Genomic DNA, 26,150 nt, shown 5'->3' on the forward strand with positions numbered 1-26,150 from the left:
TTGACTGACTGCACAGACAGTGATTCAGGTGTCGCAAGGCGTCCCCGAACGGCCCACCACGCCGGCCGACACGCCACACTGGAGGGGTGAAGCGATCAGCGGTTCGCCCCAGCCCACTGTTCCTCGGCCTGCTCGCGGCAACCGTCGCCGGAGCTGCGCTCACCCTGCTCGAAGGTGACGTCGCCATCATCTCGGGCACCATCCTCTTCGTACTCGCCGGGTGGGCGGTGACGCTGTGCCTGCACGAGTTCGGACACGCCGCCGTCGCGTACAAGGGCGGCGATTTTTCCGTACGCGACAAGGGTTATCTGACCCTCGACATCCGTCGTTACACCGATCCCGTGCTCAGCATCGTCTTGCCGCTCGTGCTGCTGGTCATGGGCGGAATCCCACTTCCGGGTGGCGCGGTGTGGATCAACCACCACGCCCTCCGGTCGAAGAAGATCGAGTCGTTGGTCTCACTCGCGGGCCCGATCTCGAACCTCGTGATCGGCGTCCTGCTCGCGCTGGTCGTCACGATCTTCTCGCCGCCCGCCGCCCTCGCCGCCGCGATTTCGTACCTTGCTTTGTTGCAGGTGTTCGCGTTCGTGCTGAACATCCTGCCGATTCCCGGTCTGGACGGCTGGGGTGCCCTGGAGCCGTTCCTCCCCTACTCGGCGCAGCAGTTCGGCGCGAAGGCCCGGCCGTGGGCGCCGCTGGTCCTGTTCGCCGTCCTGATCGGCTTCTCCGAGGTCAGCCGACTCTTCTTCGAGGTGTCGACCTGGCTGTTCCAGCTCGTCGGCGGCGACTCGTTCGCGGCGTACCTCGGCTCCGCGACGTTCTCGTTCTGGCGCTCCCTGTAGGCCACTCACCGCGCTGTGGAAGCATGGGCGGGCGTGAAGGTCGTAGCACTCGTCGGCGGGGTCGGCGGCGCGAGGTTCCTGCAGGGACTCAAAGCTCTCGGAGCAGACGTGACGGCGGTGGTGAACACCGGCGACGACGTGTGGATGCACGGGCTGCGCATCACGCCCGACCTCGACACCTGCATGTACACGCTGGGCGGTGGCATCGACGTCGAACGCGGCTGGGGCCGCGAGGGCGAGTCGTGGACCGTCAAGGAGGAGCTCGCGGCGTACGGCGCCGAACCTTCGTGGTTCGGCCTGGGCGACCGGGACATCGCGACGCATCTCGTTCGCACCCGCATGTTGCGCGCCGGCTATCCGCTGTCCGCCGTGACGGAGGCCCTGTGCGACCGGTGGAAGCCGGGCGTGAAGCTGCTGCCGATGTCGGACGACCGGGTCGAGACGCACGTCGTCGTCGAGCTCGACGGTGAGACGAAGGCCATCCACTTCCAGGAGTGGTGGGTCAAGCACCGGGCCGGTCTGCCCGCGCAGTCGTTCGCGTTCGTCGGCGCCGAGAGCGCCACCGCAGGGCCCGGTGTGCTGGACGCGATCGGCGAGGCCGACGCGGTGGTCCTGGCCCCGTCCAACCCCGTGGTGAGCATCGGCACGATCCTCAACGTGCCCGGAGTGCGCGACGCGCTGCGCAAGACCGAGGCCGGGATCGTGGGCCTGTCGCCGATCATCGGCGGGAAACCGTTGCGGGGCATGGCCGACGCCTGCCTGGACGCGATCGGCGTGGAGACCTCGGCCGAGGCGGTCGGGCGGCTCTACGGCTCCCGCAAGTGTTCCGAGGACGGCATCCTCGACGCGTGGCTGGTGCACACCGGCGACCGCGCGGACGTGCCGGGTGTCGGGGTCCGCGCCGTTCCGCTGCTGATGTCCGATGTGGACGCCACGGCGCAGATGGCCCGCGCCGCGCTGGAACTGGCCGGAGTCGACGTTGACTGATCACGCCGCGGCGGCGCTGGAGCTGCTGCCGGTCCCCGGCCTGCCGGAATTCCGCCCCGGCGACGACCTGGCCGGCGCGATCGCGAAGGCCGCGCCCTGGCTGCGCGACGGCGACGTGCTGGTCGTCACGTCCAAGGTCTTGTCCAAAGTAGAGGGACGGCTCGTCCGCGTGCCGGCCGATCCGGTGGAACGGGACAGGATCCGGCGCGAGCACGTCGACGCGGAGTCCGTGCGGGTGCTCGCCCGCAAGATGCGCACGCTGATCACCGAGAACAAGCTCGGCATCGTGCAGGCCGCGTCCGGTGTGGACGCCTCGAACGTGGCGGGCGACGAGATCGCGCTGCTGCCCGTGGACCCGGACGGCTCCGCGGCATCGCTGCGCGCCGCGCTGAGGAAGTCGCTGGGCGTCGAGGTCGCCGTGGTGATCACGGACACGATGGGCCGCGCGTGGCGGATGGGCCAGACCGACGCCGCGATCGGCGCGTCCGGCATCCGCGTGCTGCACGACTACGCGGGTGCGGTGGACGAGCACGGCAACCAGCTCGCCGTGACGATGGTCGCCATCGCCGACGAGATCGCCGCGGCCGCCGACCTGGTGAAGGGCAAGCTCGGCGCGGTGCCGGTGGCGGTGCTGCGCGGGTTCGACGTGGTGGACGACGGTTCCACGGCCCGTGACCTGAACCGGCCGGTCGAGGAGGACCTCTTCAGCCTCGGCACGGAGGAGGCACTCGCGGCCGGTCGTGCGCAGGCCGTGCTGATGCGCCGGTCCGTGCGGTTCTACTCGGACGAGCCCGTCGACGTCGCTGTCCTGAAGCGCGCGGTCGGTGCGGCGCTGACCGCGCCTGCGCCACACCACACGAAGCCGCTGCGGTTCGTGCTGGTCCGGGAGAAGCGCGCGGAACTGCTGAAGGCCATGCGCGAGCAGTGGGAAGCCGACCTGCGCGCCGACGGGTTCACCGACGAGCAGATCGCGCGCCGGGTGCGCCGGGGCGACCTGCTGGTGGAGGCGCCGGAGATCGTCGTGCCGTTCCTGGTGCGCGACGGCGCGCACTCCTACCCCGACGACCGCCGCGCGGACGCCGAGAAGACGATGTTCACGGTCGCCGGTGGCGCCGCCGTGCAGGGCCTGCTGGTGGCGCTGGCCGCCGAGGGGCTCGGCTCGTGCTGGGTGTCGTCGACGATCTTCTGCGCGGACGTCGTGCGTTCCGTGCTGGGTGTTCCTGACGACTGGGAACCGCTGGGCGCCGTCGCGGTCGGGCACCCGACCGAGCCGCTGACGCCGCGCGAACCGCTGGAAGGGCTGATCGAGCTGTGACACTGCACGCCGACGCCGTCTCGACGCTGAGCCGGTTCTCGGGACAGGACGCCCTGCGCGAGGCCTACCTGGGCTTCCTGGCCGCCCGCGAGGACGCCTGCCGACGCTCTTGCGAGCCCGGACACATCACGGCCTCCGCGTTGGTCCTGGACGCCACCGCGGAGCACGCGTTGCTGACGCTGCACCCGCGCGTGGGCCGGTGGCTGCAGCTGGGCGGCCACTGCGAGCCCGAGGACGAGACCCTGGCCGCGGCGGCTCTGCGCGAGGCGACCGAGGAGTCCGGCATGCGCGGGCTGCGGATCGAGCCGACGCCGATCCACCTCGACGTGCACCCGATCACGTGCTCGCTCGGCAAGCCGACGCGGCACTTCGACGTGCGGTTCCTGGTGCGCGCCCCCGTCGGCGCACAGCCGGTGCGCTCCGCCGAGTCGGTCGACCTGCAGTGGTGGCCGCTGGACTCGTTGCCGGACAACGTGGACGACCTGCACCCGTTGATCGAGAGCGCTCTCGCGCGCCTGCGTTAGCCATTCTCAGCGCCGGAGCGCCCGGTAGCGCTTGAGCAGGGCGGTGATCCGTGCGGGATCGGCGGCGCCGTTCAGCTCGGCGAGGAGGTCGTCGGGGCACAGTTCGTAGTGGTCGCCCCACCACCGCCGCGACTTGTTGTTCCAGATCCGGTAGCCGCCGGGCACGCCCCGAGCCACGTACTGCCGCTTCGCCAACGAAGCTCCCTCAGAACTTGCGGTAGTCGCGCGGCGAGAACCTCGGTGCTCGCCGCGGCCGATGCAGGCCGGCCGCCGTCAGGTACATGACCGCGCGGTGGCGCTGCGGCTTGTAGGGCTCCAGCAGCTCCATCATGCCGTCGTCGTCGCCCGGCGTGCCGGTCAAGGCCCACGTGACGTTCTTGGCGACGTGGAAGTCGCCGACGCTCACGGCGTCCGGGTCGCCCCAGGCCCGTTGCGCCACCTCGGCCGACGTCCAGACGCCCACTCCGGGCACCTTTTCGAGGAGCTCACGGCTGCGCATCTCGGCGGCCTTCTCCAGCCGGTGCGCGACCTGCGCGACGTTGATCAGCGTCCGGCGGCGGGCACCGTCGAGGCCGCACTGGTGCCACTCCCAGTCCTGCAGGCCCAGCAACCGTTGCGGTGTCGGCGGAACCTTCAGCGGCTTCGGACCGGGAGCGCTCTCACCGAACCTGCGGCCCAGTTCGCGCCACGTCCGGAAGGCCTCCACGCCGGTGACCTTCTGCTCCAGGATCGAGGCGAACAGCAGGTCCCAGACGCGTCCGGTGGCGCCGAGCCGCAGCCCGGGACGTTGCCTGCGCGACTCGGCGATGATCGGGTGGTGCGCGACGAACTCGTCCACCGTGTCGTCCGCGCCGAGCAGGGCGGGCAGGCCGTCGAGCAGCCACGGCCCGCCCTCGCCCCACGCTTCCGCCAGCACCTCACCGCCTGTCCTGGTGATGTGCAGCGTGCCGGGCCCGCACGGCGTGTTCGCCGCGAACCAGACGCCGCCCTCCGCGCTGAAGGACGGATCGCCGGGCCCGCGGCGCAACCTGCCGAGCACCGCGCCCAGATCGAGTGGGAACGGTGGAGTCCAGGCTCTGCTAGGCATCCGTCGAGAAGCGCACGCCGGCCTCGGGCAGCACGACGCCCGGCCACACCCGCGCTCCCCCGATCAGCTCGCACCGCGCACCGATCACCGCGGAGTCGCCGACCACGGCGTCCTTGAGGACCGCACCGGCCTGCACGAGCGCACCGGCACCCACGATCGAACGCTCGACCAAGGCGCCCTCGCCGACAACGGCACCGTCGAAAAGGATCGCGCCATCGAGCACAGCACCTTCCGCAACCGTGCAGTTCGCACCGACCGTGCTGCCGCCCTTGAGCGTTGCACCCTCGTGCACCGCAGAGCCGTCGAGCACCAAGTAGTCGCCAGGCTGTGCAACTGCCGCCGACGGCGCGACGCCGCGCACGAGGTCCGCGGACCCCTGCACGAACGCCTCGGGCTTGCCGAGGTCCAGCCAGTACGTGGCGTCCACGTGCCCCTGCAACCTCTTCCCGGCCTCCAGCAGACCGGGGAACGTCTCGCGCTCCACCGACACCGGCCGGCCGGCGGGAATCGCGTCGATCACCTCACGCCGGAACACGTAGCAACCAGCGTTGATCTGGTCCGTCGGCGGGTTCTCGGTCTTCTCCAGGAACGCCTGGACGCGCCCCTCGTCGTCCGTCGGCACGCACCCGAACGCCCTGGGGTCCTGCACCTTCACCAGGTGCAGCGTGACATCCGCCTCGTGCTCGCGGTGGGTGTCCATGATCCCGTTCAGGTCGACGCCCGACAGGATGTCGCCGTTGAACACCATCACGTCGGGCTCACGCAGCTTGTCCGCCACGTTGCGAATCGCGCCCGCCGTGTCCAGCGGCACCTCTTCCACCACGTACTCGAGCTCCAGCCCGAGCCTCGATCCGTCCCCGAAGTACTCCTCGAACACCTCGGCCTTGTAACTCGTACCCAGCACCACGTGCGTGATGCCGGCCTCCTTGATCCGCGACAGGAGGTGCGTCAAAAATGGCACCCCCGCGGTAGGGAGCATGGGCTTGGGAGCGGACAGGGTCAGCGGGCGAAGACGAGTGCCCTTGCCCCCGACCAGCACCACAGCTTCGACGCCGTGCACCTTTTTCCTCCTCCGCGTTACAGCGAGCCGTTCGACGGAATACTCTGACACGAAGCAGATCGTCATACGGGATCTGGTCCCGGCAAGGAGCTAAATCCGACATGGACCCCCGCGACCGGGCCGACGCCATGCTCGCCCGCGCCCGTGCACGTGGGCGGAACATCGTGACGCCGGACAACATGACGTCCCCGATGGACGCGTCCGACACGCAACAGATCCCTCGCGCGCTGGTCAACGCCGTGGACCCGCGCCGGGACCCGGACTCGACCATGATCCTCGCGCCCGCCCAGATGGGCCAGCAGCAGCCGCAGCGCCCACCGCACCACGCACCGAACCAGCCCATGCCGACGCAGCCGATGCCGCAGCAACAGGCCCCCGCAGATGACGCGGAAATCACGCAGGTCGTCCGCCCCGGCCTGATCCCGACGGTCTCGAACCACCAGCAGTCGCGCAACTCGCTGTCGCAGCGGCTGAGCGGCGAGATGTAACCGGGCCCGGCGCACCGCCGGGCAGGCTCGCGCAGGGGTCCCCTTGGGGATTGGGTCCCCCGCGACCCAACTTAGCGAGCAGGTCTGACACTGCCGCGTGCCAGAGAACGTTTGATCACAAGCGAACCGCAGGCAAGGCGCCAGAGAGCGCGGCCACGGTCAGCCCACGCGAAGCCGAAGGCAAGCAGTCCGAGCGCACGCAAGGGGCACACAAGTCACCCGCGATGCCGCAGGCGAGCTGTCCGAGCGCACGCGAATGGGCACGCAACTCACCCGCGAAGCCGAAGGCGAGCAATCCTTACCAAAACGGTCCGGGTGGGGTGGCTTCGTCACGAGTCGTGCCACAGCACTTGCTGCATGCCTGAAGGGGTGTCAAGCGGACACGCTTTTCGTCCGCTTGACACCCCTTCAGGCATGTGGCCCGCTCTTGGTACGGCTCGTGACGAAGCCACCCCACCGACGCGCCCATCTACGCAACGCGCCTCCGCCCAAAGCGACAGGCGTGCCATCTACCCGCGTGTGGCGTGGACCCCGGCTTTGGATCAGATTGGCGGGGTCTGGGGCGGAGCCCCAGGAACAGCCCGGAACCCCAGAAACTCACCCAGACTTACGAGTGAGAATCTTCACCCGAGCCGCCAGCCCAGCCTTCAACGCCAACCGGAACGGCGCCCACAACACCCCGGCATGCCGATCAGCCATGTACCGGTAAGCACTGGCGTGGTGCTCCCTCAACATCCGATCCGAAGACCGAGCGGTCGAGTGCCCCCCGATGTGCGTGACCTCCGCATCAGGCACGTACACGTTCAACCACCCAGCGGCACTCACACGCTCCCCGAGGTCGACGTCCTCGAAGTACATGAAGTACCGCTCGTCGAACCCGCCGACGGAGTCGAAAGCCTCACGCCGCATCAGAAAACAAGACCCGGACAACCACCCGGCAGAACGCTCCACAGGAGCCTTCTCCTGCCGATAGGCCCGAGTCCAGGGATTCGACTTCCACACAGCACCGAACAACGCGTGCCCAACCCCACGACCAAGCGAGGGCAACAGCCGAGCAGACGGGTAGACCTCCCCAGAAGGTTCCCGGATCAACGGCCCGAACATCCCGCCCCGGGGCCACCGCGAAGCGGCGTCGATCAACGCGTCCACGCTGCCGGGCGAGAACTCGATGTCGGGGTTGGAGATCAGCACCCACCCGACGTCGGGTCCCAGCGCCGCGACGCCGCGGTTGGCGCCGCCGCCGTACCCGAGGTTTCCGCCGGTGGGCAGGAAAGTGACATGGGAATGCGAAGCCGCGACGGACTCCGGCACGCCGTCGGTGGACCCGTTGTCGGCGAGGATGACCTGCGCCGGACGGGTGGTGGCCTTCGCAAGGGTGTCCACAAAGGGAGCCAGCGTCTCGCCCGGCGAGTACGTGACCGTCACGACACCAAGTCCGTCGCCGTAGTTCACGCGCGTCACCCTAGCGTCGCCCCGACTCAGCGTCGGCGACGCACCAGCATCGCGCGCTCGTAGGCCAGGCGGTGGCGGTCGGCGCTGACGGCCCAGGAGAAGTCCTTCGCCCGTTGCTGTCCCGACGCCGCCAGCGAGGCACGGCGAGCCGGGTCGTCCAGGAGTTCGGCGATCGCGGCGGCGATGTCGCCCGCGCCGACGCCGCAGTACGCGACGGCCTCGCCGCCCACCTCGGGCAGCGACAGGCGTCTGGTGGTGAGCACGCAGGCACCGCAGGCCATGGCCTCCAGCACCGGCAGCCCGAAGCCCTCGCCCAGCGACGGGTACGCCACCAGCTGGGCACCGCCCAGGAAGCCCGCCAGCTGTTCGAACGGCAGGTAGCCGGCGCGGATCACGCGGATGCGGTGCGGGACGGAGTCCAGTGCGCGCTCGACCTGGCCGTCCCAGCCGGGCTGGCCCGCCAGCACCAGCGCGGGCGGTTCGGCGCGGCCCACCATGGCCTGGGCGAAGCCGCGGATCAGCGCCGGGACGTTCTTGCGCGGTTCCAGTGCGCCCAGGAACGCGACGTACGGCGTGTCACCGAGCGACAGGGTGCGGCGCACCGCGAGAACCTCGTCCGGTGACGGCGGGTGGAAACGTTCGGTGTCCACGCCGTGCTGCGCGATGTGCAGGACCCGGCGGTCGGCTCCGGCCACGCGCACCAGTTCGTCGGCGGTCGCCTGCGACGGGACCACGCAGAGGTCCGCGCGCCGCAACGACGCTCGGGTCCAGGCGCGGAAGAAGCGGGCCTTGACCGACGAGTGCAGCACCGGGTCGGTGAAGAAGGTGGCGTCGTGCAGCGTCACGACCGAGGCGGCCTTGCCGGCCAACGGGAGCGTGTAGTGCGGTGAGTGCACCACGTCCACGCCGAGGGTGCGGATCAGGCGCGGCAGCGTCGTCTGTTCCCAGGCCAGCCGGGCCGTCCTGGTGGCGACGGCGTCCGCGGCGCGGATCACGCGGGTGTTCGGCGCGATCTTGCTGAACAGTTCCTCGTCGCGCTGCTGGCAGACGACGGAGAGCTTGGTCCCGTCCGCGTCCAGCGCCGCGACGAGCGAATCCACGTAACGGCCGACGCCACCACGGTCTGCTGGGATCGCGGTGGCGTCGATCAGCACGCTGGGTTCGACGGTCGGCACGATCAGCTAGCGTAATGTCATTCCCTAATGCGTTTAACGGGAATGCACTAATCCGATCGTCAAGCGTGTGCCTTCCACACTCCCTGTGCCGTCTTTGCCCAGGTGAACTCACTCGCGCGAGTGATCCCGGCCTCGACCGTGTGACGAGGATCCGCCAGGACGGCCCGCAGACCTTCCGTCAACGACGCCAGGTCGCCACGCCGCACGACGGTCCCGGCGCCGCCCGCGACCTCCACCAGAGCCGGGTCGTCGGAGTGCACGACGGGCACCCCCGCGGCCATCGCCTCCAGCACCGGCAGCCCGAAACCCTCCGCCAGGCTGGGCGCGGCGAGCACGGAGGCACCGGCCAGCACCGACGCGAGGCGCGCGTCGGACACCCTGCCGAGCAACGTCACGTGCGGCGCGCGCAGGTCCACGTCACCCCATCCCGGCGGACCGACCACGACCAGCGGCACCCGGAGCCGTTCCGTCGCCCGCACCAGCAAACCGAAGCCCTTGCGCGGCTCCACGGTGCCGACGGCGAGCACGTACGACGAGGGCAGGTCATCGGCCGGTGAGCCGACCAGCCGCGTCACGCCGTTGGGCACGACGTGCACCGGCACGTCCACACGCACGCACTCCGCCAGTTGGGACGCCACGGCCTGCGTCGGCACCACCAGAGCGCGCGCCTCACGCGCAGCACGCGCGATCACCTTGCGGTGCCAGACGACCCCGCGCGGAGTCAGCGTCTCCGGGTGCGTCCACGGCACCACGTCGTGCACGGTGACGACCGCGCCCGGCAGCGGCGCGAGCGGCGTCGGGGCGTGCACGTGCGGACCGAGCTTCGGCGGCAGCCCGCGTTCCCACAACGCCACCAGCGCCCGGCGCGGCACCCTGATCACGCGGTCCGCACGGGCCGTCGCCGCGGTCGTCACGGTCCAGCCGGGAGGGGCGTTCTCCCCCAACGCCTCGAGCAACTCCGCCGTGTAGCGGCCGGTCCCGCCGGGGACCGGGGCGTTCAGTTGCTCGGTCAGCACTACTAGCTCGGGCACGTCGCGTACCGTCTCACGCCGTGTCGGCAGTCAGCACCGTGGTGGTCGTGACGTGGCGCGGCCGTGACCACATCACGGCGTGCCTGGACGCCCTCGAGGCCCAGAAGAGTCCACATAGGACAATTATCGTCGACAACGCGTCCGACGACGGCACAGCCGAGCTGATCAGCGGACACGAGGTCGTGAGGCTGCCCCGCAACCGCGGTTACGCGGGCGGGCTCGCCGCCGTTCTCGACCTGGTCGAGACCCCGTACGTCGCGTGGCTCAACGACGACGCCGCACCGGACCCGTCGTGGCTCTCCGAACTGGAGCGCGCTCTGGACGGCGAGCCCGGCGCGGCGGCCGCCACCTCGTCGATCCTGCTCATGGACGGCTCGACGCAGTCCGTCGGCGTGGCGCTGACGGCGGACGGCCACGGCAAGGACGTCGTGCTGGCAGGCCGCGAGGTGTTCGGGTTCTGCGGTGGCGCGGCGCTGCTCAGGACCGCGGAGCTCAAGGCCGTGGGCGGCGTCCCGGCGAGCTTCTTCTGCTACTACGAGGACACCGACACGGCCTGGCGGCTGCGGCTGGCCGGCCACCGGGTGATCTCGGTCGGGCCGGCCCGGGTCCGGCACCGGCACGGCGCCAGCACGCGTCCCGGTTCGGTGCTCTTCCACCGCTGGAACGAACGCAACCGGCTGCTGATGCTGCTGCGGTGCGCGCCCGCGTCGGCGGCCTTCACCCAGCTCGCCCGGTTCCTGGTGATCACGGCGCTGCTGCCGTTCCGCGGGAACGTCCCGGACGCCGCCAACTTCCGGTTCGGACTGCGCATCCGCGTGCTGGCGGAGGTGCTGCTCAGGCTCCCCGCCACGCTCGTCCAGCGGCTCATGATCAGGACGACGGTCTCCCGCCGGAGCGTCTGGCAGGACTGGGCCGGCCGGTGAGGCCGGCCTGGCTGCTGATCGCCGGCGGGCTGACCGCGCTGGTGCTCGGCGTCGGTGTGAGCATCACGCTGACCTACGGGCTGGTGTTCGTCGGTCTGCTCGGCGGCCTCGCCTACGCCCTGGGCGTCAGCGGCCTCTCCCAGCGCAAGTGGATCGCGCTGCCCGCGTTCGTCCTCGGGCTCATGGCGCCGTTCGTGCTGACGTTCGGCGTGCACAGCGTGCTGATGCAGCGGATCGGGCACGTCGAGCGGTGCGTGGTCACCGCGACCGACGAGCACCCGTTCGCCAAGTACCCGAGCGTCGACTACGTGCTCGCCTGCCCCAGCGGCGAGATCGAGCTGGACCGGGACTGGGACGACCGCCTGAAGACGTCCGAAGCCGACGTCCTGACCGGGCCGCCGTTGCGGCCGATGTTCGCGGACGACACCCGATGGAACCTCCTCCTGGTCACAAGCGTCCCCGGAGCGATGACTCTTCTCGTTCCGGTCGCGTGGCTGCTCAGGAAGCAGCCGTGAGGCGGCCAGTACCACTCATCGTGATCGGGCTCGTCGCCGTCGCCGCCGCGGTCCTGCTGGGTGCCGTCGTGCCCGAGCAGTACGAGCTCGCGGTGCTGGTGCCGTGCTGCCTGCTGTCGCTGGCGTTCGCGTGGGGCGTCGGCAAGCTCGGGCCGGCGTGGCTCGTGCTGCCCGCGTTCATGGTCGTGATCCCCGGCACAGCGGTGCTCGTGGGCGACGGTCATCGCGCGTTGATGGACGTGCTCGCCACGCCCCAGACGTGCGTGATCACCAGCGTCGAGGACGTGCCGGGGCCGGACAACCCGGTCTTCGCGCACCAGGTCACCTGCCCGGACGGCGCCGCGCTGCGGATCGTCGTGCGGGGTGAGCAGGACAAGAGGATGCAGCCCGGCCCGGCCACCGTCCTGCGTCACCCGCTGATGCGGCCGCTGCTCGCCGAGCGCAACGACTGGTCCGCGGAGTGGGTCTTCGGGGTGCCCCTCGCTGTCGCTTTGCTCCTGATCTGTGCAACCACACTGCGGGCGCGCAGAGTGATGAGGCAGGCTTAGCGCGTGGATCGAGCCTCGCTGCCCGTCGTGTCCGTCGTCGTCGTCAACTACCGGGGTGCGGACGACACCATCACCTGCGTGCGCGGACTGGCCGACGTCGACTACCCGGCAGAGCTGCTCCAGGTGATCGTCGTCGACAACGAGGCGCACGACACCGCGCGGCTGCAGGCCGCACTGCCCGGCGTCAAGATCGTCACCTCGCCGGAGAACCTCGGCTTCGCGGGCGGCTGCAACCTCGGCGTCGAGCACGCCACGGGCGGGGTGCTCGCGTTCCTCAACAACGACGCGCGCGCGGACCGGAACTGGATCAAGGCCGCGATCAGGGTGTTCCACTCCGAACCGGCGGTCGCGTCGGTCGCGAGCAAGGTCCTCGACTGGGACGGCGAGAAGATCGACTTCGTCGACGGCGGGCTCACCTGGTTCGGCATGGGCTACAAGCGGCACGCCGGGCAGGACGACGACGGCAGCCACGACGGCCCGAAGGACGTGCTGTTCGGCACCGGCTCGGCGATGTTCGTGCGGGCAGAGGTCTACCGCGAGCTCGGCGGGTTCGACGACCGGTTCTTCATGTTCTACGAGGACGTCGACCTCGGCTGGCGGCTCAACCTGCGCGGCTGGCGGGTCCGCTACGAACCGGCGTCGCTCACGTTCCACCGCCACCACGCGTCGATGAGCTCCATCCACGAGAGCCGGGAGCTGTACCTGCTGGAGCGCAACGCGCTCATGTCGCTGTACAAGAACTTCTCGGACGAGACGCTGGCCAAGGTGCTGCCGGCCGCGCTCGCGCTGTGCGTGCGCCGGGCGACGGCACGCGGTGAGATCGATCCCACGCAGCTGGAGATCACCCGCCGCCCGGCCGACCCCGCGTCCGATCGCGAGCCCGTCGGCGTGTCCCGCCAGGCGCTCGCCGGGTTCCTCGCGATCGACCAGTTCGTCGAGCTCATGCCGTCGCTGGCCGAGTCGCGCAAGGTCGAGCAGGCCGCCCGCCGGATGTCGGACACCGACCTGGTTCCGTTGATGCGCAAGGCGTTGGAGCCCGCCTATCCCCTGCCGCGCTACCTGGCCGCGCACGACATTCTCGTAGACGTCCTAGGCCTCGACGACGTGTTCGGCAAGCCGCGCAAGATCCTGGTGATCACCGGCGACGCGATCTCGGACCGGATGGCGGGCCCCGCGATCCGGGCCTGGCACATGGCCGACGTGCTGTCCGGCGAGCACCAGGTGCGGCTGGTCACGACGAACCCGCTGTGCGCGCCGCCCGACGCCCCGTTCGCCATCGAGCGCGCCCGGCCGAAGGAACTGCCGCCGCACGTCGCCTGGGCGGACGTCGTGGTGCTGCAGGGCCACGGGCTGGAGATGGTCGGCGAGCTGAAGAAGGAGTCGTCGACCAAGATCGTGGTCTGCGACATGTACGACCCGATGCACCTGGAGATGCTGGAACAGGGCAAGGACAAGCCGGACGACAAGCGCGCCCTCGACCTGGCCGCCGTCACGAAGGTGCTCAACACGCAGCTCGAACGCGGCGACTTCTTCCTGTGCGCGTCGGAACGGCAGCGGCACTTCTGGCTGGGCCACCTGGCGGCGCTGGGCCGGCTCACGCCGACGTTGTACGACAACGACCCGACGACGCAGTCGCTGCTCGGGATCGTCCCCTTCGGACTGTCGGGCAAGCCGCCGCAGCGCACCGGTCCGGCGATCAAGGGTGTCGTGCCGGGCGTCACGGACGCGGACAAGGTCGTGATCTGGGCAGGTGGCGTCTACAGCTGGTTCGACCCGCTGTCGCTGATCGAGGCGATGGACCACCTGCGCCGGCGGCAGCCGTCCGCGAAGCTGTACTTCCTGGGCATGAAGCACCCGAACCCCGAGGTCCCGGACATGGACATCGCCGGCCAGACGCGGGCGTTGTCCGCGCAGCTGGGGCTGACCGGCGAGACCGTGTTCTTCAACGACGGGTGGGTGCCCTACACCGAGCGGCAGAACTGGCTGCTCGACGCGAACTGCGGTGTCACCACGCACTACGAACACGTGGAGACCACGTTCGCGTTCCGCACGCGGGTGCTCGACTACCTGTGGGCGGGACTGCCCATCGTCACCACCTCCGGCGACTCGTTCGCGGACCTGGTGCTGCGGGAGGGTTTGGGCGTCGTCGTACCCCCGGAGGACCCGGAGGCACTGGCCGACGCGCTGGAGAAGGTGCTCTACGACGAGGAGTTCGCGGCCGCGTGCCGTGAGCGCATCGCCGTCGTACGCGAACGGTTCACCTGGGAGACGGCACTCGCGCCGCTGGCCGAGTTCTGCCGCAACCCCAGGCCCGCCGCGGACCGTCTGCCCGGCTCGGCCCCCATGGTGCGCACACCGGGGCTGAGCACGGCGGACAAGGTGAAGCGGGACCTGCACCTGGTGCGCGAGTACCTGGACGCGGGTGGCCCGACCGAGTTGGCCAAGCGGGCGACGGGGCGTCTGCGCAAGATCGCGCGTGGTGGCAGGTAAATGGCGAGATCCCCGAAACCCCTCAAGGTGCTGCTCGACGGCACCCCCCTGCTCGGAAACCGCACCGGAATCGGCCGCTACACAGCGGCGCTGGCCGAAGAACTGGCGTCGATGGCGGACGACGTCGACGTGCGGGCGGTGGCGTTCACCCTGCGCGGCTGGCGCGCGTTGCGGACGGTGCTGCCGCACGACGTGACGGCGCGCGGCCTTCCCGTAGCGGCACGGGCGTTGCGCCAGATGTGGCTGCGCGCCCCGTTCCCCACGGTCGAGATGCTGGCCGGGTTCACCGACGTCATGCACGCCACGAACTTCGTGCTGCCGCCGACGATCCGGGCGGGCAAGGTCGTCACCATCCACGACCTGGCGTTCCTGGACGCGCCCGGTGATCTCCCGCACTCGGATCGCCGGTTGCCGGAGCTCGTCCGGCTTTCGGCTCAGCGCGCGGACGTGATCTGCACGCCGACCGCGGCCGTCGCCTCGGTCGTCGCGGACCGGTTCTCGGTGCCACTGGAGAAGATCGTGGTGACGCCGCTGGGCGTCGACCCCGCCTGGTTCGCCTCGCGACCGCCGTCGCCGACGTTGCGCGGCAGGCTGGGCCTGGCCTCGGAGTACCTGCTGTTCGTGGGTGCGGACGGACCGCGCAAGGGCCTCGAGTACCTGGTCAAGGCACACGCGTCCGATCCTTCGCTGCCGCCGCTCGTCATCGTCGGGCCGGGCCGGGCCGGCGTGGAGGGCCGGGTGCTGCGGACCGGCTACCTGTCGGACGTCCACCTGCGGTCGGTGGTGGCCGGTGCGACGGCCCTGGTGTTGCCGTCACGGGACGAGGGTTTCGGGCTGCCGGTGCTGGAAGCGTTGGCCTGCAACGTTCCGGTGGTGTGCTCGGACGTGCCCGCGTTGCGCGAGGTCGCCGGTGGTCACGCGCTGCACGTGCCGGTCGGGGACGTCGAGGCGTTGGCCGATGGCCTGGCCCGGGCCGTCGCGGCGCCGACCACCCCCGAGGCGCAGTCCGAACGGCGTGCGTACGCGTCCGGGTTCACCTGGCGGCGGTGCGCGGAGAAGACGGTCGAGGCCTACCGGCGCAGCCGCGCCTGACGTGCTCGCTGGAGGGCGTCAGGAAACCCTGACGCCCCAACGACTTCACCGAGAGTGCGGCCTCGGTGAACGCTTGTCGAGCTGGCTCATCGACACCTGCCGCGAACCCGTGACAACAGCAACGCACTTCAGGAAGCGCTGCCGATCGGAATCCTCTGTCGCGGGACGCTGAGGGTTGCGCCCGGAATCGAACATGCCGAAAAGGGTCCCGCACTCGGAACTACGGGGCCAGACCGGTCACTCCAATGGCGCAGCACCGGTACGGGGAGCTACCACCCCTGCGCGGAAGGCCTCCGAAAGGGCGCTGCGCCAGTGCGGCAAAGGGCGTAGTCCCGCCGCGGCCCACGCCGCACCCGACAGCACCGAGTAGGCGGGTCGCGGAGCCGGGCGCGGGAATTCCGCTGTGGTGCACGGCTGCACCCGTGCCGGGTCGGCGCCAAGCTCCTCGAAAATCGCCCGCGCGAACCGGAACCACGTGGTCTGGCCGCCACCGGTCGCGTGCAGCAGACGCGTCGCGGGCAGCACCGAGACGAGCTCGAGGAGCCCGGCGGCGAGGTCGTGCGACCACGTCGGCGCACCGGCCTGGTCGTCCACAACGGACAGAGTCGGCCGCGAGGACTCCAGTGCCGCCATGGTCTTCACGAAGTTCGAGCCGTGCACGCCGTACAGCCACGAGGTGCGCACGACGTAACCGCCCGCTTCCAGCACGCGGTGTTCGCCTTCGAGCTTCGTACGGCCGTAAGCGGACTTCGGGCCGACGGGGTCGGTCGTCTCGTACGGCCGCACTCCGTCGCCGGAGAACACGTAGTCCGTCGAGACCTGGATCATCGGGATGCCAAGGGAAGCGCACGCCCGCGCCAGCAGACCGGGGCCTACGGCGTTGACCGCGAAAGCGCGTTCCTCGTCGGTCTCGGCGGCGTCGACCGCGGTGTACGCGGCGCAGTTGATCACCGCGGAGGCGCCGGCCAGATCGGCGGCCGTCACCGCCGTGATGTCCAGCTCGGCGGAGGACACCGCGCGGACGTCGGCGGACAGTGCGGCGAGGTCGTGGCCGAGCTGGCCACGACCACCGGGAACGAGGATCAACGGATCAGCCCTTCACCAGCGCGGCGCGCTCCTTGAGCGGCTCCCACCAGGCGCGGTTCTCGCGGTACCACTCGACCGTGTCGGCGAGACCGGCGGTGAAGTCGACCCGCGGCGCGTAGCCCAGTTCGGAGGCGATCTTGGAGATGTCGACCGAGTAGCGGCGGTCGTGACCCTTGCGGTCCTGCACGGGCTCGACGGCCGACCAGTCACGGCCGGTCGCCTCCAGCAGCTTCTCGGTCAGCTCGCGGTTGGTGAGCTCCGTGCCGCCGCCGATGTTGTAGATCTCACCCGGCCGGCCGCCCTCGGCGACGAGCTGGATGCCGCGGCAGTGATCGGCCACGTGCAGCCAGTCACGCACGTTCAGGCCGTCGCCGTAGAGAGGCACGCTCTTGCCGTCGATCAAATTGGTGACGAAGAGCGGGATCACTTTTTCCGGGAACTGGTACGGCCCGTAGTTGTTCGAACACCGTGTGATGCTCACGGGCAGTCCGTGAGTGCGGTGGAACGCGCGGGCGAGCAGATCGGAAGAGGCCTTGGAGGCCGAGTACGGGGAGTTCGGTTCAAGGATGTGCGTCTCGGTCCAGGAGCCCTCCTCGATCGAGCCGTAGACCTCGTCCGTCGAGACGTGCACGAACTTGCCCACGCCCGCGTTCAGGGCCCCCTGCAGCAGCGTCTGCGTGCCGAGGACGTTCGTGAGCACGAAGTCCGCCGAGCCCGTGATGGACCGGTCCACGTGCGATTCAGCGGCGAAGTGCACGACCACGTCGATGCCGCGCATCTGCTCGGCGACCACGGCGGCGTCGCAGATGTCGCCCTGGACGAACTCGAACTTGCCCGCGACGGGCGCGAGGTTGGTCTCGCTGCCCGCGTAGGTGAGCTTGTCGAGCACCACGACTTCGGCACCGGCGAACGCCGGGTAGGACCCGCTCACCAACTCCCGCACGTAGTGCGAGCCGATGAAACCGGCCCCACCTGTCACCAGTACGCGCATGCCATTTCCTCCCGTGGTGTACCCCGACAGCAGTCTGTCACCTACCTGATCGCTGCAACCCACAGCAACGTCACGTCGTGTGACCTATAAACGACTAAACTCAGTGTGGTGGGGGAGGAAACGGCTGTGGAAGGCAGGAGTCTGCCCGTCAGAGTGGTCGTGAACCGGCCATCTGCGGCCCTTCGCGCTTTCCTGATGACGGGGAAGATCTTCGTGGCCCTCGTCTCGACCGCTGTGCTTCTCGTCACGTCGTACGGCTGGAACAAGCTGCGCACGACGAACGACGGGATCGTGAAGACCGAGGTCATCTCGGACGAGCTCACCAAGCAGGGCCCGAAGCCGCTCGACGGCGCGGTCGACATCCTGCTGGTCGGCATGGACAGCCGCACGGACGCGCAGGGCAACCCGCTGTCGCAGGAAGTGCTGGCCATGCTCAACGGCGGCATCGCCGACGGCGAGCAGAACACCGACACGATGATCCTCGTGCACATCCCGGTGGACGGCACGCGCGCGGTCGCGATCTCGTTCCCCCGCGACTCCTACGTCGAGATGGCGGACGGGTTCGGCAAGCACAAGCTCAACTCGGCGTTCGCCCGCCAGCGCAACACGGTCGACCAGGAGCTGCGCGCACAGGGCGTGACGGACGAGGCGCGGATCCGCACCGAGTCGATGGCGGCCGGCCGCAAGACGCTGATCAAGACGATCGAGGGCCTGTCCGGTGGCGCGGTGCGCGTCGACCGGTACGCCGAGGTCAACCTCGCCAGCTTCTACGAGGTCACCAAGGCCATCGGCGGCGTCGAGGTGTGCCTGAAGGAGCCCACCTCCGACCGCGACTCCGGCGCCAACTTCCAGGCGGGCCCGCAGACGATCGAGGGTGCGGCCGCGTTGTCGTTCGTGCGGCAGCGCCAGAACCTCCCCGGCGGCGACCTCGACCGGATCGTGCGGCAGCAGGTGTTCATCGGCGCCCTCGCGAAGAAGGTCCTGTCGACCGGCACGCTGACCGACACGAGCAAGCTCAACGGGCTCGTCGAGGCAGTGCAGAAGTCCGTGATCCTCAGCTCCGGCTGGGACATCACCACGTTCGCCGAGCAGATGCAGGGCCTCGTGGGCGGCAACATCGAGTTCAAGACCATTCCGGTGGGCGAGCCGACGGACACGTACAGCGACGGCAACGTGCTGCCCGTGAACCCGGCGGAGGTCCGCAAGTTCCTCACCAGCCTGGCCTCGGACAAGAGCACGTCGAGCACCCCGCCGACGACGAGCACGAACCTGCCCGCGCCGCCGAACTCCGCGATCACCGTGGCCGTCTACAACGCGACGGGCGTGCAGGGTCGCGCGGCGCAGGTGATGAACACGTTGGCGGCCAAGGGTTTCCAGCGCGGCCCGGTGGCGTCGGCGGCGCAGAACAGCGACACCACGGTCGTGCGGTACGCGGCCGGCGAGGAGGGCTCCGCGCGCAAGGTCGCCGCGGAACTCGGCCCCGGCGTGGCCGTCGAGGAGGACGCGTCCGTCCGAAAGGGACAGATACAGGTCGTCGTCGGCTCCGACTACCGGGCGCAGGACGACTCGGAGGACGTCGACCCCCAGGGCGTTCCCGGCACGTCCGCGGCCGCGAGCTCGAGCAGCACCCCGCCGATCACGGCGGGCGGACTGGTCTGCGTGAACTGAAACCCCGGCGTAACGCTCTTCCGATAGTTACGCTGAGCACGCAAATCCAGTCCACGAAGGGTCAGACGTTGAGCACTGCCGCACGCGCGAAGAAAACCGCACGGGTTCTAGGCCGTGTGGTGGTCGCGCTACTGGCCGTGACGACGCTGGCGTTCTCCGGCTACTTCTGGACCGCGCTGCGGTTGGTGAAGCAGAACACCAACACCACGCAGATCCTCCAGGTGCTGGAGGACATCCCGAACTCGCCGCCCGTCGAGGACGGAGCGATCGACATCCTGCTCGTCGGCAGCGACAGCAGGACGGACGCCCAGGGCCGGCCACTTCCCGCGGACGTGCTGCGCAAGCTGCGCACCGAGGGCACGGACACGGTGAACACCGACACGATCATCGTGATGCGCGTGCCCCGCAACGGCGGCAAGGCCAGCGCCATCTCGATCCCGCGCGACACGTACGTCCCGATCGCCGGCTACCGCGAGGACAAGATCAATTCCGCGTACGGCGCGGTCAAGTTCCTGACCGCCGAGCGGCTGCAGGCCGAGGGCGTGAACGACCAGCAGGAACGCGAGCGCAAATCGGACGAGGCCGGTCGCAAGGCGCTGGTGCAGGCGGTGCAGGACCTGACGGGAATGCGCGTCGACCACTACGCCGAGATCAACCTCTACGGGTTCTACCTGCTGACCGAGGTGATCGGCGGCGTGCAGGTGTGCCTGAAGGCGGGCACGTCCGACCCGAACTCCGGCGCGAACTTCCGCGCGGGCCCGCAGACGATCTCGGGCGGCGACGCGCTGTCGTTCGTGCGGCAGCGGAACATGCCCGGTGGTGACCTGGGTCGCATCGCGCGGCAGCAGGTGTTCATGTCGCAGGCGATGAAGCAGTTGCTGTCGGCGGGCACGTTCACCGATCCGGGCAAGATGAGCGGGCTGCTCGACGCGGTGTCGAAGTCCGTCGTCGTGGACCAGAAGCTCGACCTCGCGACGCTGGCGACGCAGGCGCAGGGCCTCGCGTCGGGCAACGTGGAGTTCGCCACGATCCCGGTGACGAGCGTCGACGGCCGCAACGAGCGCGGGCAGAGCATCGTGACGGTCGACCGCGAGGCGGTGAAGGCGTGGGTGGCCCAGCAGATCGGCGAGACCCCGAAGCCCGCACCGTCGCCGGTGGCGCCGACCCCGGGTACCCCGTCGCGGTTCGGTCCTGAAAAGCTGCTCTCGCTGGACGGCGCGCACGCCGTCGCAGCCGCCCGACAGGATGTGCCCTGCGTCGACTAGGAGTGCCGCGTGAGCGTGACCGAGATCCTCTTCACGCCCCTGCTGAAGGCCGATCCGGGTCGTCCGCTGATCACCCACTACGACGACGCGGCGGGCACGCGGATCGAACTCTCGCGGGCCACCGTGAAGAACTGGGCCGCGAAGACGGCGAACTGGCTGCGGGACGAGCACGACGTCGAGCCCGGTGACCCGGTGGCGGTGCTGCTGCCCGCGCACTGGCAGACCGTGGGCCTGCTGCTCGGCGCCTGGTGGTGCGGCGCCCGCGTGGTCGGTGCGGGCTTCTCCGACGCGAAGGTGGCCGTGGTGCCGCCCGGCGGCACGGCGGACGCGGACGTCGTGGCGGTGGCCTCGTTGCACCCCATGGGACTGGGCTCCGGCGCACCGGTCGACTACGCGGACGACGTGCGCGTGCACGGTGACGACTTCATGCCGTGGGAACCGGTCGCGGGTTCGACGCCCGCGCTGGGTGAGTCCACTGTGGATGAGGTCGTCGCTCGGGCACGCGAGCTGGGAGCCGCGCTCGGTTCCGAACCGCGCGTGCTGTCCACTCTGGAGTGGGACTCGCCTTCCGCTGTGCTGGAAGGCTTCCTGGCCGTGCTCGCGGCCGGTGGCTCACTCGTGCAGGTGAGCAATCCCGACGCGGGCCTGCTGGCCGCGCGCCGGGAGAGCGAGAAGGTCACGCGGCAGCTGGGTTGAGCACCTTGTTGTTCTTGAACAGCACGCGGTCCAGCGCGTAGGCACCACCGTTGAAGCCGAGCGCGAGAGCGGCGGCGCCGAGCACGATCACCAGTTCCGCACCACCCTCGCCGAGCAGGCCGTTCGGCAGGTGGACGAGCAGCCACGCGCCGAGCATGTTGGCGGCGAGCAGGACGCCGGCGATCGGCAGCGCCAGACCGGCGATCAGCGCGAGGCCCCCGGCGAGCTCGACGGTCGCGGCGAACCACGCGGACACCGACGGCAGCGGCACGCCCATCTTCTCGAACGACCCGGCGGTGCCGGCCATGCCGTACTCGGTGAACTTCTGCCAGCCGTGCGCGACGAACACGATGCCGACGGCGATGCGCCCGATGAGTGCGGCGACGTCCTTGACCATGATGTTTGCTCCCCGATCCTGTCGTTCGGCTGTAGGTCGTTCAGCCTCGAACCAAAAGTAGTGCAAGTTTGAACGACCTCATGATTTCGACAGGAACCCAACAGCGAGTCCTTAGGTTCGCAGGTCGGCGGCGCGCGGCGCGGTCCCGTCCGCCACAGCCGACGCAGTTGAACAGGCCAGGTGTGATGCGTGTTAAACAACGCGTGCCACATCGTGGTCCTGGGGGGATTCATGAGGCGTCGACCGCGCGTGCCCGCACGTCCGCGGCCGGCAGCCGTTCCCTCAGCGTGCCGTGATCCGCACCTGCCTGGGGGAAGTGACGAGTGAGAGACGCAAGAGAGTTCAGCGCTGCCTGGTGGCGGCGCAGAGCGGGCACGGCCGTGATCGTCGCGGTCCTGCTGGCGCTGGTCGGAGGCGTCGCACCCGCCGTCGCCGCACCTGTGCCGGTGCTCACGCAACAGAGTCAGGACCCTCCGCCGGCTGATCCGGTGGACGAGGAGCACGAGTTCTACAAGCAACTCGTGCAGGACATCGCCGAGCACGCCGAGGACGTCGAGGTCCGCGAGGCCGCCGCGGCGGCGCTTGCCTTCGGCACCAAGGAGAAACTGCTCTGGTTCCTCGACCACGGCGAGGCCGAGGCGAGGGCCAAGGCCGACGAGCGCAAGCGCGTCGAGGCCGCGCAGAACCGCGCCAAGGTCGTCGAGTGGGCGCGCACGGGCGGTCCGAACGTCAAGGCGGGCGCGGAAGCGGCGTTGAACGCCGGCGATCGCGCGATCAACGACTTCGTGGCGTACGGCTACGAGATCGCGTTGAAGCGGGACAGGCAGCAGGCCGAGGACGACAAGGCCGAGCAGGACCGCATCATCGCCCGCGTCAGGATGATGGTCGAGATGGGCGGCCCCCAGGTCAAGATCGAGGGCACGCCGCTGCTCCTGCGCGGTGACTACGCCCTGATCCGCGAGTTCTACCTCACCGGGTACCACGTCGCGAACCAGCGCGACCACGACTTCCAGGCCGTCATCGAGCAGGCGCTGATCGACCGCAACAAGGCGATCACCGACCTGGAGGCGGTCGCAAGGCGCGCCGAGAAGGCGGCGAACGCGCGGGCGGAGATCCTGGGCGCCAACATCGAGGCGGTCAAGAACCTCGACGACGTGACGCTGGCGCTGAACCTGGCCGCCAGGGCCGCGCACAAGGCCGACGAGATCCACCGCGACGACAAGCCCGGCCGGGCGCACGGACAGCGGGGCCGTGCGGCGGAGATCGACGCGTTGCGCGCCGAGGCGACGGACTGGGCGGCCAGGGCGGCGCGGACCGCGCTGAACTCCGCCGGGACGACCGCCCGTGCGCAGAACGCGGGCGTGCGACTGGTCGAGACCGGCCTGACCAACGGCCTGGACTGGGCCAAGGTCACCATCGCCATCGGTGCCGCCGTGGAGGCCGCGGCCAGGGCCGCCGAGACCTCGCAGCACGCCGCCGAGGCCACGCTGGCCGACAGCCGGGCGCTGGATGCGAACGCCGGTGCGCAGGAGCACGCCGAGAACGCGAAGAAGTACCGGCAGGAAGCCGAACGCGGAGCCGAACAGGCCGCCGCGCTCGCCACGGCGGCCCGCGTGCAACTCGGCGTCGCGACCGCCGCGCGGGACAGGGCGGCGGAGCAGAAGCGGGTGGCGGAGGCCGCTTCGGCCAAGGCGCGCCAGCACGCCGTCAACGCACGCAACCAGCGCCTCGCCGCGCAGTCCGCGTCGGCGAACGCGGTCAGCAAGTCGCAGGCCGCCGTCGCCGCGCGCAACGACGCGGTCAAGGCGGGCGTGCGCGAGCAGGAGACGATCGAGGCCGTCCAGCGCATCGGCCGAGAGCTCAAGACGGCGACCTCGGTCTGCCAAGGCCAGATGACCTTCGCCGAGCAGGCCGAGGCCGGCCTCAAGAAGGCACGCGAAGACGCCATCGCGGCGGGCAAGGACGCCGACGAGGCGACGAAGGACATCGCGGAGGCGGCGGGCAGGGCCCGTGCCGAGGCCAACGCCTCCGCCGCGTGGGCGAGCCGTGCCCAGTCGGCGGCCGCGGCCGCGGCCGCCGAGGCGCAGAGGGCGGCGAGGGCGGCCCAGGACGCCCGTGCGGCCGCCAACCGCGCCGAGCAGGAGGCCGTGACCGCCCGCCGTGCCGCGGACGACGCGAACCGGCTGGCGATGGAGGCGGCCAACGTCGCCATCGCCACGATGGCCGCCGCCGAGCAGACGCAGTACGAGGCAGAGGCCGCCATCTCCGAGGCCAACTCGGCGGTCTGGCAGTCGGCGATCGCCGACCGGGCGGCAGCGGCGGCGGCCGCGTCCGCCTCGTTGATCATCGACCCGGCCCGGATGACGGACCTCGTCGCGAGGCCGTACGCGGGGATCAACGCCGACGCCCGCAAGGCGCTGGCGCTGGCCGCCAAGGCCCTGCTGATCGGCGAGGAGCAGTCCCGCGCCGCGCAGGAGAAGGCCGCCGAGGCGCAGAAGGCGGCCCAGGACGCCACGCTCGCGGCGGACCGGGCGATCGCCGAGGTCAAGCCCGCCTACGAAGCCGCCGCCCGTGCCGCCAGGTCGGCACAGCAGGCCGCCGAGGACGCGGTCGCCGCCACCACCGCGGCGAACGCGGCCGCGCAGTTCGCGGCCGGTGCACACGCCGCCGCCAACACGGCGTCGCAGCACGCGTCGTCAGCGCGTGCGGACGCCGTCGGTGCGGCGAGCGCGGCGGCCGTCGCGACGAGTGCCGCGCAGACGGCGGGCCAGGCCGCGGCCGCCGCCGAGCAGATCCACCGGTGGGCGATCAACGCCACGGCGGCGATCCACAAGTTCAGCGACGAGGTCGGCACGGCGCTCGACCAGTTCAACGACTTCAAGAAGCGCGCGGAGGAAGCGCAGAAGAAGGTCGCGGAGGACGCCCAGCGCAAGCAGGACGAGCTCAACGCGCAGTTCAAAGACGGCCTCGGGAAGCTGCTGCAGTGCGGCATCTCGCCGGTCGCGCCGGGCTGCATCGAGATGCAGAAGCGGTACGCCGAGCTCTGGCTCGACGGCATCAACGGCACCGGCGACTACATCGCGAAGGGCGTCCGCTGCCAGGGCGGCGACCAGCAGGCGTGCCGTGACTTCGAGGACGCCACCAGGAAGATCGGGGAGTTCGCGAAGAACGCCGTCGACGGCTTCGTCGAGGGTGCGAAGAACACCTGGCAGGGCATCGTCACGCTGGGGAACTGCCTGAACATCGGCGGTCAGGCGATGGTCGCGTCCTGCGCGCAGATCGTCGCGGGTCTCAAGGACGTCGCCCAGAACCCGTACAAGCTGGTGCACCTCGACGTCTGGCACGAGAACCCCGGCAAGGCGTTCGGCCTGTCGATGTTCGACGTGCTGGCGACCGTCGTCACCAGTCCGCTGGGCGGCAACGCGTTGTCCGGCGCGCTCAACGTCGTCCGGAACACGATCAGTCGCGCGACCGCCATCATCGCCAAGGACGTCGGCGAGTTCGGCACGTTCCTGATCAAGGTCTCGGACAACGTCCCGAACCGGCTTCCCGGTGACTTCGCCCAGGTCAACCGGCTGCGGGTCAGCGTCAGCAACGGCGTGGCCAAGCTGACCGGCGGGTTCGTGCACCTCGACGGCAGGCTCTACAAGCTCAAGGACGTCGAGCTCGCACCCGAGGGCGATCTGTCCAAGTTGGACGGTTCGGTCGCGCGCATCGAGAAGCACAAGGACGCGGCCCAGCTCCAGATCACCCTCGAGAACGGCTTGGCCAAGATCGAGGGCGCGACCTTCAAGTTCGAGAAGATCGAGAAGCTCGAACCGCCGACGCTGACCGAGAACAAGGCCGGCGTCGTGGACGAGGCCACCGGTGTCTGGACGGCGGAGGAGTTCGGGAAGCAGCTCCGGCTGGACAAGGTCGCCACCGACGCCACCAAGGTCTTCCGCGACGCCGCGGTCAAGGCCGAGGTGAAGATCACCGAGAAGCTGAAGGACCTCGTCCAGGAGGTGCCGACCGGTCGGCTCGAAGGCTTGAGCAAGAGCGTCAAGGAGCTCGACTCGCTCCGGCGCAAGGTCGCGGGCAAGATCACCTTCGAGCCGGACGTCAACCAGATCCTTCCGTGGATCAACGACAGCGTCCGGTACACCATCGTGCTGGACGACGCCGCCTACGTCACGGGCGTCGAGTCGGCGATCACGAAGATGGAGGCGGTCTTCGACAAGGTGGAGGTCAAGAACGCCTGGCTGAAGAGCGCGGGCGTCAACGAGTACAAGGGAATCAACACCACGTGGCGCGATCGCGTGACCGGCCACCTCTTCGAGATGCAGTTCCACACGGAGAGCAGCCTCCTCGCGAAGACCATCGAGCACCCGTGGTACCAACTGACCCGTGTTCCCGGCCTCACCCAGTTGGAGGCGGACTTCGCCAGGGCTCAGTCCGCGTTGCTCTTCGCCGACGTCAAGGTCCTGCCGGCGTACCTGAACATCCCGGAGTTCACATGGGTCGGAAAACCGAAGTAGG

General features: G+C 70.0%; 23 protein-coding genes. 14 read left to right on the forward strand and 9 right to left on the reverse strand.

Features of this window, described 5'->3' with window-relative positions; all coding sequences use genetic code 11:
- Nucleotides 1-86 precede the first annotated feature (86 nt).
- From AB0M48_RS18620 to AB0M48_RS18635, 4 genes are read left to right on the forward strand one after another with little or no spacing between them, the layout of a single operon-like run.
- Entirely contained in the window at nt 87-842 is a 756-nt protein-coding gene (locus tag AB0M48_RS18620) for a site-2 protease family protein (RefSeq protein ID WP_319985764.1), read from the forward strand.
- A 33-nt stretch (nt 843-875) separates the two neighbouring features.
- Nucleotides 876-1,829 carry a 2-phospho-L-lactate transferase gene (gene cofD / locus AB0M48_RS18625; RefSeq protein WP_363843157.1) on the forward strand — a complete coding sequence of 318 codons (954 nt, stop codon included), beginning with the start codon at nt 876-878 and terminating at the stop codon, nt 1,827-1,829.
- A complete protein-coding gene (locus tag AB0M48_RS18630; RefSeq protein ID WP_363843160.1) occupies nt 1,822-3,144 on the forward strand; it encodes a coenzyme F420-0:L-glutamate ligase in 1,323 nt (440 codons plus the stop codon). Before cofD ends, AB0M48_RS18630 begins: the two co-directional genes overlap by 8 nt.
- Nucleotides 3,141-3,668, forward strand: coding sequence for an NUDIX hydrolase (locus tag AB0M48_RS18635; RefSeq protein ID WP_363843163.1), 528 nt, complete (start codon nt 3,141-3,143; stop codon nt 3,666-3,668). Before AB0M48_RS18630 ends, AB0M48_RS18635 begins: the two co-directional genes overlap by 4 nt.
- Nucleotides 3,669-3,674: 6 nt before the next feature.
- On the opposite strand, the gene AB0M48_RS18640 is transcribed toward AB0M48_RS18635, so the two are convergent.
- From AB0M48_RS18640 to AB0M48_RS18650, 3 genes are read right to left on the reverse strand one after another with little or no spacing between them, the layout of a single operon-like run.
- Entirely contained in the window at nt 3,675-3,863 is a 189-nt protein-coding gene (locus AB0M48_RS18640; protein WP_363843166.1) for a hypothetical protein, read from the reverse strand.
- Between the two features lie 10 nt (nt 3,864-3,873).
- Nucleotides 3,874-4,755, reverse strand: a complete 882-nt coding sequence (locus AB0M48_RS18645) for a DNA-3-methyladenine glycosylase 2 family protein (protein WP_363843169.1) — start codon at nt 4,753-4,755, stop codon at nt 3,874-3,876.
- Nucleotides 4,748-5,815 carry an NDP-sugar synthase gene (locus AB0M48_RS18650; protein WP_363843172.1) on the reverse strand — a complete coding sequence of 356 codons (1,068 nt, stop codon included), beginning with the start codon at nt 5,813-5,815 and terminating at the stop codon, nt 4,748-4,750. Before AB0M48_RS18650 ends, AB0M48_RS18645 begins: the two co-directional genes overlap by 8 nt.
- Before the next feature lie 101 nt (nt 5,816-5,916).
- Between AB0M48_RS18650 and AB0M48_RS18655 the strand changes: the two genes are divergently transcribed.
- Nucleotides 5,917-6,303, forward strand: coding sequence for a hypothetical protein (locus AB0M48_RS18655; RefSeq protein ID WP_363843175.1), 387 nt, complete (start codon nt 5,917-5,919; stop codon nt 6,301-6,303).
- A gap of 597 nt (nt 6,304-6,900) precedes the next feature.
- Here the strand turns inward: AB0M48_RS18655 and AB0M48_RS18660 are convergent.
- From AB0M48_RS18660 to AB0M48_RS18670, 3 genes are all read right to left on the reverse strand, one after another.
- Nucleotides 6,901-7,755 (reverse strand): glycosyltransferase family 2 protein, encoded by an 855-nt coding sequence (locus tag AB0M48_RS18660; RefSeq protein ID WP_363843178.1) that lies wholly within the window; start codon nt 7,753-7,755, stop codon nt 6,901-6,903.
- A gap of 26 nt (nt 7,756-7,781) precedes the next feature.
- The gene (locus AB0M48_RS18665; protein WP_363843973.1) at nt 7,782-8,909 is read right to left on the reverse strand and encodes a glycosyltransferase family 1 protein; all 1,128 of its coding nucleotides are present in this window, start codon (nt 8,907-8,909) and stop codon (nt 7,782-7,784) included.
- Nucleotides 8,910-8,989: 80 nt separating this feature from the next.
- Nucleotides 8,990-9,961: a glycosyltransferase family 1 protein gene (locus AB0M48_RS18670; RefSeq protein WP_363843181.1), complete on the reverse strand. Its 972-nt coding sequence runs from the start codon at nt 9,959-9,961 to the stop codon at nt 8,990-8,992.
- Between the two features lie 20 nt (nt 9,962-9,981).
- On the opposite strand from AB0M48_RS18670, the gene AB0M48_RS18675 reads away from it, so the two are divergent.
- Genes AB0M48_RS18675 through AB0M48_RS18695 form a run of 5 tightly spaced genes read left to right on the forward strand, consistent with a single transcriptional unit; the run spans nt 9,982 to nt 15,529 of the window.
- On the forward strand, nt 9,982-10,884 hold the full coding sequence (locus AB0M48_RS18675) for a glycosyltransferase (protein WP_363843184.1): 903 nt from the start codon (nt 9,982-9,984) through the stop codon (nt 10,882-10,884).
- A complete protein-coding gene (locus AB0M48_RS18680) occupies nt 10,881-11,399 on the forward strand; it encodes a hypothetical protein (protein ID WP_363843187.1) in 519 nt (172 codons plus the stop codon). The genes AB0M48_RS18675 and AB0M48_RS18680 overlap by 4 nt, the downstream gene beginning before the upstream one ends.
- The gene (locus AB0M48_RS18685) at nt 11,396-11,947 is read left to right on the forward strand and encodes a hypothetical protein (protein ID WP_363843190.1); all 552 of its coding nucleotides are present in this window, start codon (nt 11,396-11,398) and stop codon (nt 11,945-11,947) included. Before AB0M48_RS18680 ends, AB0M48_RS18685 begins: the two co-directional genes overlap by 4 nt.
- A gap of 3 nt (nt 11,948-11,950) precedes the next feature.
- Nucleotides 11,951-14,437, forward strand: coding sequence for a glycosyltransferase (locus tag AB0M48_RS18690; protein ID WP_363843193.1), 2,487 nt, complete (start codon nt 11,951-11,953; stop codon nt 14,435-14,437).
- The gene (locus AB0M48_RS18695; RefSeq protein WP_363843196.1) at nt 14,438-15,529 is read left to right on the forward strand and encodes a glycosyltransferase family 1 protein; all 1,092 of its coding nucleotides are present in this window, start codon (nt 14,438-14,440) and stop codon (nt 15,527-15,529) included. It abuts the gene before it with no gap.
- A 237-nt stretch (nt 15,530-15,766) separates the two neighbouring features.
- Here AB0M48_RS18695 and rfbD read toward each other — a convergent pair whose 3' ends face one another.
- Nucleotides 15,767-16,615 (reverse strand): dTDP-4-dehydrorhamnose reductase, encoded by an 849-nt coding sequence (gene rfbD, locus AB0M48_RS18700; RefSeq protein ID WP_363843199.1) that lies wholly within the window; start codon nt 16,613-16,615, stop codon nt 15,767-15,769.
- A 4-nt stretch (nt 16,616-16,619) separates the two neighbouring features.
- On the reverse strand, nt 16,620-17,606 hold the full coding sequence (rfbB, locus tag AB0M48_RS18705) for a dTDP-glucose 4,6-dehydratase (protein ID WP_363843202.1): 987 nt from the start codon (nt 17,604-17,606) through the stop codon (nt 16,620-16,622).
- Nucleotides 17,607-17,801: 195 nt separating this feature from the next.
- Here rfbB and AB0M48_RS18710 point away from each other — a divergent pair, with 195 nt between their 5' ends.
- From AB0M48_RS18710 to AB0M48_RS18720, 3 genes are all read left to right on the forward strand, one after another.
- Nucleotides 17,802-19,274, forward strand: a complete 1,473-nt coding sequence (locus AB0M48_RS18710; protein ID WP_363843205.1) for an LCP family protein — start codon at nt 17,802-17,804, stop codon at nt 19,272-19,274.
- 68 nt (nt 19,275-19,342) lie between these two features.
- Entirely contained in the window at nt 19,343-20,539 is a 1,197-nt protein-coding gene (locus tag AB0M48_RS18715) for an LCP family protein (RefSeq protein WP_363843208.1), read from the forward strand.
- Between the two features lie 9 nt (nt 20,540-20,548).
- Entirely contained in the window at nt 20,549-21,235 is a 687-nt protein-coding gene (locus tag AB0M48_RS18720; protein WP_363843211.1) for a TIGR03089 family protein, read from the forward strand.
- On the opposite strand, the gene AB0M48_RS18725 is transcribed toward AB0M48_RS18720, so the two are convergent.
- Entirely contained in the window at nt 21,216-21,632 is a 417-nt protein-coding gene (locus tag AB0M48_RS18725) for a DoxX family protein (protein WP_363843214.1), read from the reverse strand. The two genes, AB0M48_RS18720 and AB0M48_RS18725, sit on opposite strands and share 20 nt — an antisense overlap.
- A gap of 323 nt (nt 21,633-21,955) precedes the next feature.
- Between AB0M48_RS18725 and AB0M48_RS18730 the strand changes: the two genes are divergently transcribed.
- The gene (locus AB0M48_RS18730) at nt 21,956-26,149 is read left to right on the forward strand and encodes a hypothetical protein (protein ID WP_363843217.1); all 4,194 of its coding nucleotides are present in this window, start codon (nt 21,956-21,958) and stop codon (nt 26,147-26,149) included.
- Nucleotide 26,150 lies beyond the last annotated feature (1 nt).

This window comes from Lentzea sp. NPDC051208 (assembly GCF_040682435.1).
In the GTDB taxonomy this organism is placed as follows: domain Bacteria; phylum Actinomycetota; class Actinomycetes; order Mycobacteriales; family Pseudonocardiaceae; genus Lentzea; species Lentzea kristufekii.